This window comes from Sphingomonas sp. GV3 (genome assembly GCF_031082075.1).
In the GTDB taxonomy this organism is placed as follows: Bacteria; Pseudomonadota; Alphaproteobacteria; order Sphingomonadales; family Sphingomonadaceae; genus Sphingomonas; species Sphingomonas beigongshangi.
The window spans coordinates 29,578-43,287 of sequence record NZ_JARWLE010000002.1 but is presented as its reverse complement, the minus strand read 5'-3'; the positions used below and the strand labels follow the sequence as shown (position 1 = coordinate 43,287).

The window sequence follows — 13,710 nt, the reverse complement described above, 5'->3', positions numbered from 1 at the left end:
ATATGCAGGCACTGCTTTACACGCTTGCGCCTGTGCTGGCGGTCGTAATCGGCGCGATCATCGCGAGCCGCACAAAGTTAAATCCTGGCCTCGTGGCGGGGCTACAGCATCTTGCTGCCGGCGTCGTGTTCGCGGCGGCAGCGACTGAAATCCTGCCGCAGGTCAAGCATGAGGCTTCGCCCAGCGCGACGTTGATCGGCGGGGCGGCGGGCGTCGTAACGATGCTGGGTCTCAAGGCTTTCGAGGCCCGCTTCAAGGGGCCGATGGCGCTGCTCGCCGCGATCGGCATCGACATCCTGGTCGATGGCCTGGTGCTCGGCCTTGCGTTCGTCGCGGGCGAGAAGGCGGGATTTCTGCTGACGATCGCGCTGACACTCGAAGTGCTCTTCCTGGGTCTGACACTGACCAACGAGCTGGCGGAAACCTATCGCTCGCGCCTGCGCATCATCGTGATCGTCTCGGCCTTGGCGCTGCTGCTGCCGATCGGCGCGCTCGCTGCCGTTCCTGTCGCCACGCTCTCGCCGGTAATGGTCGCTGGCTTCCTGAGCTTTGGGCTGATGGCGCTGCTCTACCTCGTCACGGAAGAGCTGCTGGTTGAGGCGCACGAGAAGCCTGACACCCCGCTCATCAGCTCGATGTTCTTCGTAGGGTTCCTCGCCCTCCTGACGCTCGAGGAGATCATGGGATGAATGCGAGCAACGACAACGCGGGCACGCAGGAGCGTCGCACGCTCTGGATCGTGCTGCTGCTGAACGCAGCAATCGCAGCGGGCTTTTTCGTATCCGGCGCGTTCGCCGATTCAAGTGCGCTCATCGCCAACGGCGTCGACAATCTGTCCGACACCGCCGTTTACGCTCTCAGCCTCGTCGCGCTGACCCACGGTAAGACGTGGAAGACGCGCGCCGCGATCGCATCGGGGGTAATGCTGCTGATCTTTGCGGGCGGCATCCTGATCGATGTCGGGCGACGCTATGTGCAGGGGAGCGAGCCGATCGGACCGACCATGATGGTCATGTCGGCGATCGCCGGCGTCGTAAACTACCTCTGCCTGCGGCTGCTCCAGCGGCTCAAGGATCCGGACGTTAACCTACGGGCCGCCACCACCTTCAGCTTCAATGACTTCATTTCCAATGGCGGCATCCTGATCGCGGGCGTGCTGGTGCTGTGGCTGGGCACCAACTGGCCGGACCTTCTGGTCGGCTTCGCTACCGCCATCATCGCCATCAAGGGCGGTGTCGAAATCCTGCGCGACGCGCGCGCCGAAACCAAGAAAAGCGAAAGGAGGTCGTCATGAACGACAAGCTCGAACTCGATATTCCAGTATTGTTGCCGGACCTTCCTGACGCGGCCGACGCTTGCCTGGACCGTCTCGTATCAACCCTGTCAAAGCGCGAAGGCGTCGAGCGGGCGCATGTGATCTGCCTCGACGGCGACACGCCGGCGGCCCTGTGCATCCATTTCGACGCTGCCAAGCTGCCGCTGCCGCGCTTGCGCGAGATGGTGCGCGCCGCGGGCGCCGAAATCACCGAACGCTACGGCCATGCGATCTGGCAGGTGACGGGGATCAGCCACGAGCGTCGGGCGCGCACCGTCAGTGACGCGCTATGCGCGCTGCCGGGCGTGGTGCAGGCGAGTGCCAGTACCAGTGGGTCTGTCCGGGTTGAATATGACCGCCGCGAGACCACCGAAGAGGAGGTGCGTTCGGCGCTTCGCAAGTTGAAGGTCCGGGTGGGCAAGCGGGTCGCCGCCGACGACCATGCCGGCCATGACCATGGTCCCGGTGGGCACGGGGCGGGCGAGGAGAAACACGGTCCTGGCGACGGTCACGACCATAGCCATGCCGATTTTCTTGGTCCCAACACCGAGTTGATCTTTGCGCTCGCTTGCGGCGCGCTGCTGGGAATTGGCTACGCGATCGAGAAGCTGGCCACCGGTGCACCGGACTGGCTGCCGACCGCCTGCTACATCGCAGCCTATTTCTTCGGCGGGTTCTTCACGCTGCGCGAGGCAATCGACAATCTTCGGCTGAAGAAGTTCGAGATCGACACGCTGATGTTGGTTGCTGCCGCCGGCGCCGCTGCGCTGGGCGCATGGGCCGAAGGCGCGCTGCTGCTGTTCCTGTTCAGCCTTGGCCATGCGCTTGAGCATTACGCGATGGGACGCGCCAAGAAGGCGATCGAGGCGCTGGCGAAGCTCGCGCCCGAAACCGCGACCGTGCGACGTGACGGGCAGACCAGCGAAATCCCGGTCGAGGAGATGGTTGTCGGGGATATTGCTATCGTCCGACCAAACGAACGCCTTCCCGCCGATGGTTTCGTCATCACGGGCACGAGCGCGATCAACCAAGCCCCGGTGACCGGCGAGAGCATCCCGGTCGACAAGGTGCCGGTCGCGGACGCGGCAGCCGCCCGCGCCAAGCCCGATGCGGTCGAGGCGGAGAGCCGCGTCTTTGCCGGCACGATCAATGGCGGCGGCGCGATCGAGATCGAGGTGACGCGCCGATCCAACGAGTCCGCGCTCGCCAAGGTGGTGAAGATGGTGAGCGAGGCGGAGACGCAGAAGTCGCCGACGCAGCGCTTCACCGATCGGTTCGAGCGCATCTTCGTGCCCGCCGTCCTGATCCTGTCGGTGCTGCTGCTGTTCGCCTGGGTGGTCATCGACGAGCCGTTCCGCGACAGCTTCTATCGCGCGATGGCGGTACTGGTCGCAGCGAGCCCTTGCGCGCTCGCGATCGCGACGCCGAGCGCGGTCCTGTCCGGCGTCGCGCGCGCGGCACGTGGCGGTGTGCTGGTGAAGGGCGGTGCGCCGCTCGAAAACCTCGGCTCGTTGAAGGCGATCGCCTTCGACAAGACCGGCACGCTGACCGAAGGGCGCCCGCGCATCACCGATGTCGTGCCCGTCGACGGCACCGACGAAGGCGAGCTGCTGTCGCTGGCCGTCGCTGTCGAGGCGCTGAGCGATCACCCGCTGGCCCAAGCGATCGTCAACGACGGCCGCGAACGCCTGAATGGGCGCCCGTTGCCCACCGCTGGCGACCTCAAGAGCCTGACCGGTCGTGGCGTCACCGCGAGCGTGGATGGCGAGACGGTGTGGATCGGCAAGGCCGAGATGTTTGGGGGCGAGGGCATACCGGCGCTGGGGCAGGGGGCGCAGGACGCGATCGCGAAGCTGCGCGAGAACGGCCGCACGACGATGGTCGTCCGCAAGGGAGACCGCGACCTAGGCGCGATCGGCCTGATGGACACGCCCCGCGAAGCGGCCAAGACCGCGCTGCGCCGGCTGCACGAGATGGGTGTGTCGCGGATGATAATGATCTCCGGCGATCACCAGAAGGTCGCCGAAGCGATCGCCAACGATGTCGGAATCGATGAGGCGTGGGGCGACCTCATGCCCGAAGACAAGGTGGCCGCAATCAAGAAGCTTGCCGGCGAGGACAAGGTCGCGATGGTCGGCGACGGCGTGAACGACGCGCCCGCGATGGCGAGCGCCACGGTCGGCATCGCAATGGGCGCGGCGGGGTCGGACGTAGCGCTCGAGACGGCCGACGTAGCGCTGATGGCCGACGACCTGGCGCACTTGCCGTTCGCGGTCGGCCTGAGCCGTCATACGCGCGGCATCATCCGTCAGAACGTGTTCGTCAGCCTGGGCGTCGTCGCCTTCCTCGTGCCTGCCACCATCCTCGGCCTCGGCATCGGGCCAGCGGTGGCGGTCCATGAGGGATCGACACTGCTCGTCGTCATCAACGCGCTCCGGCTGCTCGCCTACCGCGACCCGGCGGGGAACGCGGCATGAAGTGGCTGGTCGCTTTCGACCTCGACGGCACGCTCGCGGAGAGCAAACGCCCGTTATCGGAGGATATGGCCGCGATCATCGCCCGGTTGCTCGCCGTTACCGATGTGGCGGTGATCTCGGGCGGGGACTGGCCACAATTCGAAAAGCAGGTCGCGTCGCGCTTGCCTGCGGACGCAGCGCTCGACCGCCTCTGGTTGATGCCGACCACCGGCACCAAGCTCTATCGCTTCATCGATGGGGCTTGGTGCGTGGTCTATGCCGAGCTGTTCGACGATGCGGAGAAGGCGAAGATCCGCGCGGCCTTCGACCGGGCGCTGGCCGATGCCGGCCTCGCCGATGAACGCATATGGGGCGAGCGGATCGAGGATCGCGGCAGCCAGATTACCTTTTCGGGGCTGGGGCAGGCGGCGCCGCTGAAGGAAAAGGAGGGATGGGACCGGGATCGGAAAAAACGCACTGCATTGCAGGCGACCTTGCGCGCAGTGCTGCCGGGCCTCTCGATCAATCTTGGCGGTACGACATCGATCGACGTGACGAGGGCAGGGGTCGACAAAGGCTACGGCCTGAAGCGCCTGAGCGCCGAAAGCGGCGTGCCGCTCGACGGCATGTTGTTCATCGGCGATGCGATCTTCCCCTGTGGAAATGACTATCCCGCCGTCGAGATCGGCCTCGACACGGTCAGGGTGCGCGACGTTGCGGAAACCGCCGCCGTCGTGGCCGCCATCATCGCATGTCTGCACCGGTAGGTTCGCAGATGTTCACGATCCTCGCCTTAATCACGAGCGCCTTCAAGGCGCTCGGCCCAACATTCGTTTTTAACCTCCGATTTGGAGCGATCGCGTAGAACAGGCAGGCCGGCATGTTTCAAAGCTCATGGTGGGAGATAACCACCCATATCATCAGTCTCGCCGTCGCCTACGCGCTTGCCCTTCCGGTTGGCTGGGATCGCGAGAAGGACGCCCGTAGCGCAGGCATCCGCACATTCCCGTTGGTTGCCATCGCCAGTTGCGGCTTCGTGCTGGTAGGCATCGCGATCCTCGGCCGCACGTCCCCGGCGCAGGCCAGGTTGCTCGAAGGTCTGATTTCAGGCGTCGGTTTCATTGGGGGCGGCGCGATCCTGAAGAAGGGTAGCAAAGCCTCGGGTACGGCAACAGCGGCCAGCCTGTGGGCGACTGGCGCGCTCGGGGCGGCCGTCGGCTACGGCCTATACGATATCGCCTTCATCCTGAGCTGCACCACCTTCCTGACCCTGCGCTGTTCTCGTCCGCTCAAGCGCGCTACCAATGGCGACGCCTGTACTCCGGCAAGTCCATGACGACCTCTCAGGCGAGCCGATGGACACATCCAGTGCAAGCCCTCACCCGACGTTGGGCGCCGGCGCGGACTATCCCGGCGCGGGACCGCCAACACCGCTTGCTGCGCTGGGCGACGCTGTTGGAGCGCAATCCTCACCAGATCATCGGCCTGCTGCCTCCCTCTTGGGCAGGCGGTGACGCGCGCGGCCCGATGATCGATCGGCCGAGCGCGATCGATGTCGCATGGGACGATGTGGTGCTGCGTGTGATGGGGCTGGCGGGTCGATCGCGCCGTGAAGCCAAAGCATTCTTCGGGCTGTCGGACGCGGAATTGGATCGAATTGTCGCTGGGTCGTGGCGGTGTCCGATCCGCCCCGCTTGGCAGGTCGCCGCGCGGATCAGGAACGTCGAGTGCCCGCGACTGGAAAACGCGATCGTAGGATCGGTCCTCGCCCTCATCCTCGTGTTCTGCGCCATCTTCTATTGGATCATCTGACGAGGCTGTCTTGTGTTCGACATCATAACATCGATCCTATCGGCACTCGGCGGCTTTGGCGTCTTCCTGCTGATGCTGGCCGAGAACGTCTTTCCGCCGATTCCATCGGAAGTGATCCTGCCCCTTGCGGGCTACACGGCCGCGCAGGGGCGCGGCTCGCTGTGGGTGGTCGTTATCGCTGGCACCCTCGGATCGGCCGCAGGAGCGATCCTATGGTACTATGTCGGGCGCTGGATCGGCATCGATCGGTTGAAGCGCTTTGCTTCTCGCCACGGTCGATGGCTGACGTTGACGGCGGACGAGATCGATCATGTCGATCGCTGGTTCGACCGCTATGGCCGTTGGGCGGTTCTGTTCGGACGAATGGTCCCGGGAGTCCGGACGTTGATTTCGGTGCCAGCAGGGGTCAGCGGAATGCCCCTCGGTCCGTTCCTGCTTTCCACGCTTGCCGGCTCGGCAATATGGACCGTGATCCTCGTGCTAGCCGGCTACGAGCTGGGCGAACGCTATAATCAGGTGGCGAGCGTCATCGAACCGGTCAGCAACGCCGTGCTCTTGCTGGCCGTCATTTGGTATCTCTGGCGGGTCGCGACCTTCGGGCGATCCGGGGATCGCCATTGATGAATGTCAATGGCTCGTCTCCCGTTTTTCCCGCCGGACTTTGGCTTACGGCAGCTTCGATGCTGGTCTTCGTCACGCGCTACGCCAGTGCCCTTGGCCTGGTCCCGCGAGGAACCACGTTCATTCTCATCAAGTGGATCGGGAGGCTTTACCGCATCGGGTTTCGCGCATGGCGTCGCAACGGGGGGAAGTGGCGCTGGGCCGCATCATCAAGATCCACCGCCACAAGGTAAGCGAAGCATCCTATGTACTATCTTGCAGTCAAGGCCATCGTCTCGGGCATACTAATCGCGGCAGCGTCGGAAGTGGCGAAGCGCTATCCCGGGTTCGGAGCGCTGATTGCGTCGCTACCGGTCGTCTCGGTCCTTGGCATGATATGGCTGTGGCACGACCGGCCTGATGCGATGAACATGGCGGCCCATGCGCAGGCGACCTTCTGGTTCGTACTCCCCTCGCTGCCGCTATTCCTACTGATACCAGTCCTTTTGCGTCACGGAATTGGCTTTTGGCCAGCCTTGGCCGCCGGATGCTGCCTGACCGTCCTGCTCTATATCGCGATGGTTCTCGCACTCCGGCGCTTTGGCATCGCTTTGTGATTTCCATGAACAACGAGCGGGTGAACAGAATGACAAACCTCAAGGAACGCGCGCTCATTGCCGCTGTCGCGACCATCGCTCTGACTGGATGCGGACTGATTAAACCACGGGATGCTGGCTATTTCCGTTTCCACGCGGAAGAGGCGAGGCTGGTTGTCACCCGCTGCGAGCGGGGCCAGGAAACCGGCAGCGACTGCGAGGCCGCGGCCCAGGCCGTGGCCGAGCTCGATGCGGCTGCGCGCCGGCAACCTCCGGCCAGAGCCGGACGCCAGCGCGGACATGATGCTACACTGGAGAAGGAACGTGATGATCGGAATTAACGGCACGCTCGCGCTGATGGTCGCAACGGCCGCTGGACTGACGCCACCTGCTGCGAGCGCACAGCACGCTCAACACGGTACGAGCGTGACCCGGGGAGCTGATGCGGGAAAGCGGGCCGACACGCCCGCAACCAGAGCCTACCGGGCCGCGAACGCCAAGATGCATGGCGCTATGGACGTGGCCTTCACTGGTGATGCCGACGCCGACTTCATGCGCGCGATGATCCCCCATCATGAAGGCGCGATCGCGATGGCCGAGATAGAATTGAGGTACGGGCGCGATCCCGCTGTTCGCCGGCTTGCAGCCGAAGTAGTGGCGACGCAGCGGCGCGAGATCGCCGAGATGCGGGCGTGGCTTGCCCGGCGCGAAACCCGCAAGTAGCGGCCCGAAGCCTTACCGCCGTCAATGATGGCGGCGGTAATGCCTCGGACGGGAATGACGATCATAGTGCCGATCGCGCACGTAGTGGCGAGACTGGTATCGCGGAGAGTCGGCATAATAGCCGCCACCATAATAGGGCTGCGCATAGCCATAGCCGTGATTTGACACGACCACACGTCCATGTCCGCCGTAGCTACCATGACCTGTGGAATGACGGCCACCATGGTGCTGCGCCATCGCAGTACCAGGGACCAACGAAGCCAGCAGCCCCGCTGCAATCCAAAATGTCTTACGCATGTCTACTCTCCTACCATCGGACGATAGGATCGAACGACGGCGTATTTGATATTAGGGCTTCTACTTGAACCGACACTGAACTTGATGCCGGTCAACGATACCAGAACGTGCGCATGTAGACTCAAATCTGGGCCTTTGTGGTGCCGACAGTCGAACCTTGTGCCTTTGAGCCTCTCAATCGCATGGACAACGCTGTGATGGCTGGCAGGACAAGAAGGGTCAGGATTGTCGATGTTATAAGCCCCCCGATGACGACCGTTGCGAGTGGGCGTTGCACTTCTGCTCCTGTGCCGGTCGCAAGCGCCATCGGCACGAAGCCAAGAGACGCGACCAGCGCGGTCATCAGCACCGGACGGACGCGCTCCATTGCGCCGCCCACGATCGCATCGTCGTCGGCCGCACCGTCTTCGCGATACTTTCCGATCGCACTCATCATCACGAGGCCGTTGAGGACGGCAACGCCCGATAGGGCTATGAACCCGACCGCTGCGGTGATCGAGAAGGGGATACCGCGCAGCAGCAGCGCAAACACGCCCCCTGCGAGCGCCATCGGCACCGCCGAGAACACGATCGCCGCCGACACGAAGCTGCCGAGCGCCATGTAGAGCAGGGCATAGATCGCGATAAAGCAGATCGGCACGACGATCAGCAGGCGCAACCGAGCCGATTGCAGGCTCTCGAAGGTGCCGCCCCACTCAGTATACATGCCGGCGGGAAGCTGCATCTGGCCGATCCTCGCCTGTGCTTCGTCGACGAACCCGCCAAGATCGCGCCCGCGGACGTTGATCTGCACGACCACCATCCGCTTGCCATTCTCGCGACTAACCTGGTTCAACCCCTGCGTGTAGTTGAACCGGGCGACCTGGCTGAGCGGGATCGAGCGCGCCACCTGACCCTCGGCAGTGGGCAGCATCACCGGGATCGACCCCAGTGTCTCAAGGTCATCCCGTTGCGCATCGGGGAGGCGGACCACGACGTCGAACCGCCGGTCTCCCTCGAACAACAACCCGGCCTCGCGCCCGCCAAGCGCAGCCGAGACCGTGTTCGCCACCTCCTCAACCGACAGGCCATAACGGCCCGCCGCTTGCCGATCGATCTGCACGTCGAAGGTCGGCGCGCCGGACGTCTGTTCGGCACTCACGTCACCAGCGCCCGGGATGGTGCGCATGACGGAAGCGATGCGCCGCGCCTGTTCGCTCATCGCGTCGAGGTCATCGCCGTAGAGTTTGATCGCGACGTCGGCGCGAACGCCGGCGATCAGCTCGTTGAAGCGCATCTGGATCGGTTGCTGAATCTCTGTTCGGTTGCCGATCAGCGGTTTCATCCGCTCCTCGATGCGGCGAAGGATGTCCTCCTTGCTCTTAACCTCCGCCGGCCACTCGTCCTCTGGCTTTGGAATCACATAGGTATCCGACGCATTGGGCGGCATCGGATCGGTGCCGAGATCGGCGTTGCCGTTCTTAGAGAAGACCAGCGCCACCTCCGGCAGCGTCTTCAATGCATTCTCGATCTGAAGCTGCATCTGTGTCGACTGATCGATCGACGCCGATGGCACGCGGAAGTTGGTGACGGTTATGTCCTTCTCGTCGAGCTGCGGCATGAACTCCTCGCCGAGCAAGCCAAAGCTCAGCACTGCCGCGACGAACACGCCGACACCGCCCAGAATGAAGGGCATCGGCCGAGCTACGCCCCTGCCCAGCACGGGGGCGTAGCGTTCCTTGAACCAGCGGATCGGCTTCACTTCCGTCTCGCTGACCCGGCCCTTGACGACGATCGCGATCATCGCGGGAACGAAGGTCAGCGACAGGACGAAAGCGGAGGCGAGCGCCACCATCAACGTGATCGCCATCGGCGCGAACGTCTTGCCCTCAACGCCCTGGAAGGTGAGCAGCGGCACGAAGACGAGGAAGATGATGAGCTGACCATAAACGGTCGGCCGCACCATCTCCTTGGCCGCGAGTGTCGTTTCCTCCATCCGCTCGTCGCGGGTGAGAAGCCGGCCTTCATGCTCCTGGCGCTCGGCGAGGCGGCGAAGCGCATTCTCGACGATGATGACGGCGCCGTCGACGATCAGCCCGAAGTCGAGCGCTCCAAGGCTCATCAGGTTGCCCGATACGCCCAGCCCGTTCATGCCGGCGGCCGTCATCAGCATAGTGATCGGGATGACCGCAGCGGTGATGAGCGCGGCGCGGATGTTGCCGAGCAGCAGGAACAGCACGACGATGACGAGCAGCGCGCCTTCTGTGAGGTTCTTTTCGACCGTCGCGATCGTCGCGTTGACCAGCTTGGACCGGTTGTAGACCGGCTCGGCGAACACGTCGGGCGGCAGCGCCTTGTTGATCTGCGTCAGCTTCTCGGCGGCATCGGTCGCGACGATGCGGCTGTTGTCGCCCACCAGCATCAGCACGGTCGAGATGACCGCTTCCGATCCCATGCGACTGCCGGATCCGGTGCGGACCGCACCGCCGATCACGACCTGGCCCACGTCCTTGACGCGGATGGGAACGCCGTTCCGGGTTGCCACGACGGCTTCCTGAATGTCATCGATCGATTTGAGGCGAGCATCGGCGCGGACAAGGAAGCTCTCGCCGGCACGGCGGACGTAATTGGAGCCGGCAGAGAGATTGGCCCGCTCCATCGCGTCCGCCAACTCCGTCACCGACAGCCCATAGCTAACGAGCGCGTTCAGGTTTGGCTCGATCAGATATTGCTTCACATAGCCGCCGTTGGAATCAACCCCGGCGACGCCGCGCACGGCGCGCATCTGTGGGCGGATGATCCAATCCTGCACCGTGCGGAGATATGCCGCCTTCGCCAGCTCGGTGGTCAGGCGTTCGCCCTCGGGCGTGAGATAGCTGCCGTCCGACTGCCAGCCCGGCTTCCCATCGACCGTCTTCAAGCCCTTGCCGTCGGGGTGACGGAAGGCGACCGAATAGAAGAAAATCTCGCCGAGCCCGGTGCTGAGCGGTGCTAGGATCGGCTGCGCGTTGGAAGGCAGGCTGTCGCGCGATTGTGCGAGCCGTTCCGTCACCTGCTGGCGCGCGAAGTAAATGTCGGTGCGGTCGGTGAAGACCGCCGTTACCTGGCTGAAGCCGTTGCGCGAGATGGAGCGGGTCATCTCAAGCCCTGGGATTCCGGCCAGCGCCGTTTCCACCGGGAACGTCACCTGCTTTTCGATGTCGACCGGCCCAAGCGTCGGGGCGAATGTGCTGATCTGGACCTGTCGGTTGGTGACGTCGGGCACAGCGTCAATCGGCAGCTTGGTGATCTGCCATAAACCAAAGCCAATGACGACGAGGGTCAGGACGGCGACAAGCCATCGCATCCGGACCGAAAGGGAGAGGATGCGGCCGATCATTCCGCCGACTCCTTCTCGATCTCCGCTTTGAGGAGAAAAGCGTTGGTGGTGGCGATCTGCGTGCCGGCGGCGAGGCCGCCGGTGATCGCCACCATCCCGCCTGATCGGCTGCCGACCTGAACCGGCTGTGCGCGGAAGCCTTGGCCGGTGCGGACGAACACTACGGTATCGCTGCCAAGCGTCTGCACCGCGTCTTGCGGCACCATCACGCCACTCTTGGCGGCCCCGCCGCTGGCGAGGATACGAGCCTGCACAAGCTGGCCCGGGGCGAGTGTGCTGCCGCCAGAGGTCGGCGTGATGACGACGGTCGCGGTCCGCGATTGCGGATCGACGACGCCGGTCGACGAACGTACGCGGCCCTCGATCTTGCGGCCATCGGTGGTGGTCAACTCCACCCTGTCACCTTCTCGGACCCGGCCTGCATCGGCGGGGGGAACGCTAGCCGTGATCTGAAGCCGGCGCGGGTCGGCGACGCGGAACAGCTCGGTTTCAGCCGCGACGAACTGGCCGAGATTGGCACCAGCATTGGTGACGCGCCCCGAGACGGGGCTGACGACCGCAACCGATCGGCCGTCACCTGATACGCGGGCAGCGCCTGCGGCGGCGCTAGCGCGCCGGGCATCGGCCTGGGCGACCGCCAGATTGGCTTGTGCGGCTTCATAGTCAGCGCGGGGGGTGACGCCCTGGGCAAGCAAACCGCGTTCGCGTTCGAGCTGGCGAGCGGCGAGAGTGACGCGCGCGGACGCGGCCGAGCGATCGGCTGCGATCTGCGAAGCATCGCGGCTCTCGACCAGAGCGAGCGTCTGGCCGGCTCGCACAAGATCGCCGATGCGGACCATGATACGGCTGACCGTGCCCGGTGCGCGCGCGGTCAGCACCGCCTCGGCGTCGGGCGTCGCCTCGACCGTAGCGGAGGCAAGGATCGCGGCGTCCAGCTCGCCGGAGGCCGCCGGGGCTACAGTGATCTGCGATGCCGAAAGTGCCTGCTGCGTCATCGCGACCGTGTTCGACGGCTTGGCTGGCGCTGCGGCCTCCGTAGGAGCAGGGGCAGGGGCGGGCGATTGGGTGAGGCGCGCAGCGCCGAATCCAAGCGCGGCGGCAGCGACCAGGCCAATGGCGGCGCCGGTGTAGAGGCGAGTTTTATCGGTCATTGCACCGCTTCTCCGGTGATGGTGAGGCCCTGCAGACGGGCGAGATTGGCGCGGGCGTCGAGGCGCGCTGCGGCGGCATCGAGGATGAGGCCGCGGGCGACTCCGAGATTTTGACGTGCGGCGAGCAGTTCGATCAGCGGGCTTTTACCTGCCTCGTAAGCGATGCGGGCGAGGCGGTAGCCTTCTTCGGCGGTTGTCAAAGTCCGCTGCGCGGCAGCGGCACGAGCGTCGGCTGCCTCGACCAGCGCTAGACCGGCGCGTGTCCCGGCCTCGGCTTCGAGCCGGGCCGCGGCGGCGCGCGCTTCTGCTCCTTGCAGCTCAGCGCGTGCCGCCGCGATGTTGCCCTGGTTGCGATCGAAGAAGGGGAGCGGGACCGATATGCCGGCGACTAGGGCAGGGCCGCTCGCGACGCGGAGTTGACGCACTCCAAGCTGCGCAGTGACGTTCGGAATGGCGAGGCGCTGTTGCACCGTCACCGCCCGCGCAGCGGCGTCTTGTTCGGCTTCCGCGACCCGCACCGTCGTCGCCTGCATCGCGTCAATGGGACCGAAAGCCGGCTTGGCATCGAGCCGATCGAGGAGTGACTCCGAAAGACCGGTGAAGGGGGTGGTCATACCGGCGAGCGCCGAAAGACGTGCCAGCGCGACCGTCTTGAAAGCGCGCGCGTTTTCGAGGTCGGCCTGAAGCGTGTTCAGTTCGGTTTCGGCCTGCACTTGCCGGAGACGGGCTTCCTTGCCGGCGCCGACCAAAGCGCGGGCAACCCTCAAGACATCGGTCGCCTGTTTAACCTCTTCTTCGGCGATGGTGATGCGACGATCGGCGATTTCGGCACCAGCATAAGCGCGCGCCAGCTCAGTCGCAAAGACGAGACGGCCGTCACGATCGCGCGCCTTTGCCGCAACGATCCCGGCTTCACCGGCGGCGATCCGAGCGGATCGCTTGCCGCCCAGTTCGACAGGCTGATCGACCTGGAAAGTCGTCTGTTGTTGATTGCGCGCATTGCGATCGTGGTCGCCCACGAAATTCTCTGCATAGACATTGATCGAGGGGTTCGGTCGGGCGCGCGCTTGTAATGCCAAGCCGCGTGCTCGGGCGACGTCTGCTTCTAGCGCCAGGACGCGCGGCACATCACGCGTCTGATTTAGAAGCTGTGCAAAGGGGGGTGCGGTCTGCGACCACGCCGCACCTACGGGCGATAGCGCCGCAAAGGCGCCGGTCAGCGCAACGGTGCGCGACCGGCGAAAACTGCCGTTCATAGTGCATGATCCTCTAGGGTAGTCAGTCGACGCGCGCGGCGTCGGCGAGACTCAACCGCGAGGCGGACGCAGAAGCTTAGATGGGTCGATCCCGCTGGGGAGCGATGGAGTTAATATCGACCACACGCGAGCGGCGACGATGGCCG

Annotated in this window: 13 protein-coding genes; 10 read left to right on the top strand and 3 right to left on the bottom strand. The window is 64.7% G+C overall.

Features of this window, described 5'->3' with window-relative positions:
- Window positions 1–2: 2 nt before the first annotated feature.
- The 10 genes from RF701_RS16585 to RF701_RS16540 all read left to right on the top strand — a co-directional run bounded on the left by RF701_RS16585 (window position 3) and on the right by RF701_RS16540 (window position 7,502).
- Complete coding sequence (locus RF701_RS16585) at window positions 3–689, top strand: ZIP family metal transporter (RefSeq protein WP_007406853.1); 687 nt, start codon at window positions 3–5, stop codon at window positions 687–689.
- Window positions 686–1,294, top strand: coding sequence for a cation transporter (locus tag RF701_RS16580; RefSeq protein ID WP_007406859.1), 609 nt, complete (start codon window positions 686–688; stop codon window positions 1,292–1,294). The genes RF701_RS16585 and RF701_RS16580 overlap by 4 nt, the downstream gene beginning before the upstream one ends.
- Window positions 1,291–3,792, top strand: a complete 2,502-nt coding sequence (locus RF701_RS16575; RefSeq protein ID WP_007406838.1) for a heavy metal translocating P-type ATPase — start codon at window positions 1,291–1,293, stop codon at window positions 3,790–3,792. Before RF701_RS16580 ends, RF701_RS16575 begins: the two co-directional genes overlap by 4 nt.
- On the top strand, window positions 3,789–4,538 hold the full coding sequence (locus RF701_RS16570) for an HAD-IIB family hydrolase (RefSeq protein WP_308815706.1): 750 nt from the start codon (window positions 3,789–3,791) through the stop codon (window positions 4,536–4,538). The genes RF701_RS16575 and RF701_RS16570 overlap by 4 nt, the downstream gene beginning before the upstream one ends.
- Before the next feature lie 113 nt (window positions 4,539–4,651).
- Window positions 4,652–5,107 carry an MgtC/SapB family protein gene (locus RF701_RS16565; RefSeq protein ID WP_170172186.1) on the top strand — a complete coding sequence of 152 codons (456 nt, stop codon included), beginning with the start codon at window positions 4,652–4,654 and terminating at the stop codon, window positions 5,105–5,107.
- The gene (locus RF701_RS16560) at window positions 5,104–5,583 is read left to right on the top strand and encodes a hypothetical protein (RefSeq protein ID WP_236696946.1); all 480 of its coding nucleotides are present in this window, start codon (window positions 5,104–5,106) and stop codon (window positions 5,581–5,583) included. The genes RF701_RS16565 and RF701_RS16560 overlap by 4 nt, the downstream gene beginning before the upstream one ends.
- A gap of 12 nt (window positions 5,584–5,595) precedes the next feature.
- Window positions 5,596–6,204, top strand: coding sequence for a DedA family protein (locus RF701_RS16555; RefSeq protein WP_007406854.1), 609 nt, complete (start codon window positions 5,596–5,598; stop codon window positions 6,202–6,204).
- Window positions 6,205–6,449: 245 nt separating this feature from the next.
- Window positions 6,450–6,800: a DUF3147 family protein gene (locus RF701_RS16550; protein WP_018251229.1), complete on the top strand. Its 351-nt coding sequence runs from the start codon at window positions 6,450–6,452 to the stop codon at window positions 6,798–6,800.
- A gap of 5 nt (window positions 6,801–6,805) precedes the next feature.
- Window positions 6,806–7,120, top strand: coding sequence for a hypothetical protein (locus tag RF701_RS16545; RefSeq protein WP_206379108.1), 315 nt, complete (start codon window positions 6,806–6,808; stop codon window positions 7,118–7,120).
- Complete coding sequence (locus RF701_RS16540) at window positions 7,107–7,502, top strand: DUF305 domain-containing protein (RefSeq protein ID WP_050794225.1); 396 nt, start codon at window positions 7,107–7,109, stop codon at window positions 7,500–7,502. Before RF701_RS16545 ends, RF701_RS16540 begins: the two co-directional genes overlap by 14 nt.
- Window positions 7,503–7,920: 418 nt before the next feature.
- On the opposite strand, the gene RF701_RS16535 is transcribed toward RF701_RS16540, so the two are convergent.
- From RF701_RS16535 to RF701_RS16525, 3 genes are read right to left on the bottom strand one after another with little or no spacing between them, the layout of a single operon-like run.
- A complete protein-coding gene (locus tag RF701_RS16535; RefSeq protein ID WP_018251231.1) occupies window positions 7,921–11,157 on the bottom strand; it encodes an efflux RND transporter permease subunit in 3,237 nt (1,078 codons plus the stop codon).
- Window positions 11,154–12,308, bottom strand: coding sequence for an efflux RND transporter periplasmic adaptor subunit (locus RF701_RS16530; RefSeq protein ID WP_007406857.1), 1,155 nt, complete (start codon window positions 12,306–12,308; stop codon window positions 11,154–11,156). Before RF701_RS16530 ends, RF701_RS16535 begins: the two co-directional genes overlap by 4 nt.
- Window positions 12,305–13,564 carry a TolC family protein gene (locus RF701_RS16525; protein ID WP_007406848.1) on the bottom strand — a complete coding sequence of 420 codons (1,260 nt, stop codon included), beginning with the start codon at window positions 13,562–13,564 and terminating at the stop codon, window positions 12,305–12,307. Before RF701_RS16525 ends, RF701_RS16530 begins: the two co-directional genes overlap by 4 nt.
- Window positions 13,565–13,710 lie beyond the last annotated feature (146 nt).

Excerpts from the sequence above, each read along its gene's own strand:
- RF701_RS16550 (WP_018251229.1), top strand. The coding sequence starts at position 6,450 with ATGTACTATCTTGCAGTCAAGGCCATCGTCTCGGGCATACTAATCGCG.
- RF701_RS16525 (WP_007406848.1), bottom strand. The coding sequence starts at position 13,564 with ATGAACGGCAGTTTTCGCCGGTCGCGCACCGTTGCGCTGACCGGCGCC.
- RF701_RS16530 (WP_007406857.1), bottom strand. The coding sequence starts at position 12,308 with ATGACCGATAAAACTCGCCTCTACACCGGCGCCGCCATTGGCCTGGTC.
- RF701_RS16560 (WP_236696946.1), top strand. The coding sequence starts at position 5,104 with ATGACGACCTCTCAGGCGAGCCGATGGACACATCCAGTGCAAGCCCTC.
- RF701_RS16585 (WP_007406853.1), top strand. The coding sequence starts at position 3 with ATGCAGGCACTGCTTTACACGCTTGCGCCTGTGCTGGCGGTCGTAATC.
- RF701_RS16575 (WP_007406838.1), top strand. The coding sequence starts at position 1,291 with ATGAACGACAAGCTCGAACTCGATATTCCAGTATTGTTGCCGGACCTT.
- RF701_RS16580 (WP_007406859.1), top strand. The coding sequence starts at position 686 with ATGAATGCGAGCAACGACAACGCGGGCACGCAGGAGCGTCGCACGCTC.
- RF701_RS16570 (WP_308815706.1), top strand. The coding sequence starts at position 3,789 with ATGAAGTGGCTGGTCGCTTTCGACCTCGACGGCACGCTCGCGGAGAGC.
- RF701_RS16565 (WP_170172186.1), top strand. The coding sequence starts at position 4,652 with ATGTTTCAAAGCTCATGGTGGGAGATAACCACCCATATCATCAGTCTC.
- RF701_RS16535 (WP_018251231.1), bottom strand. The coding sequence starts at position 11,157 with ATGATCGGCCGCATCCTCTCCCTTTCGGTCCGGATGCGATGGCTTGTC.
- RF701_RS16545 (WP_206379108.1), top strand. The coding sequence starts at position 6,806 with ATGAACAACGAGCGGGTGAACAGAATGACAAACCTCAAGGAACGCGCG.
- RF701_RS16540 (WP_050794225.1), top strand. The coding sequence starts at position 7,107 with ATGATCGGAATTAACGGCACGCTCGCGCTGATGGTCGCAACGGCCGCT.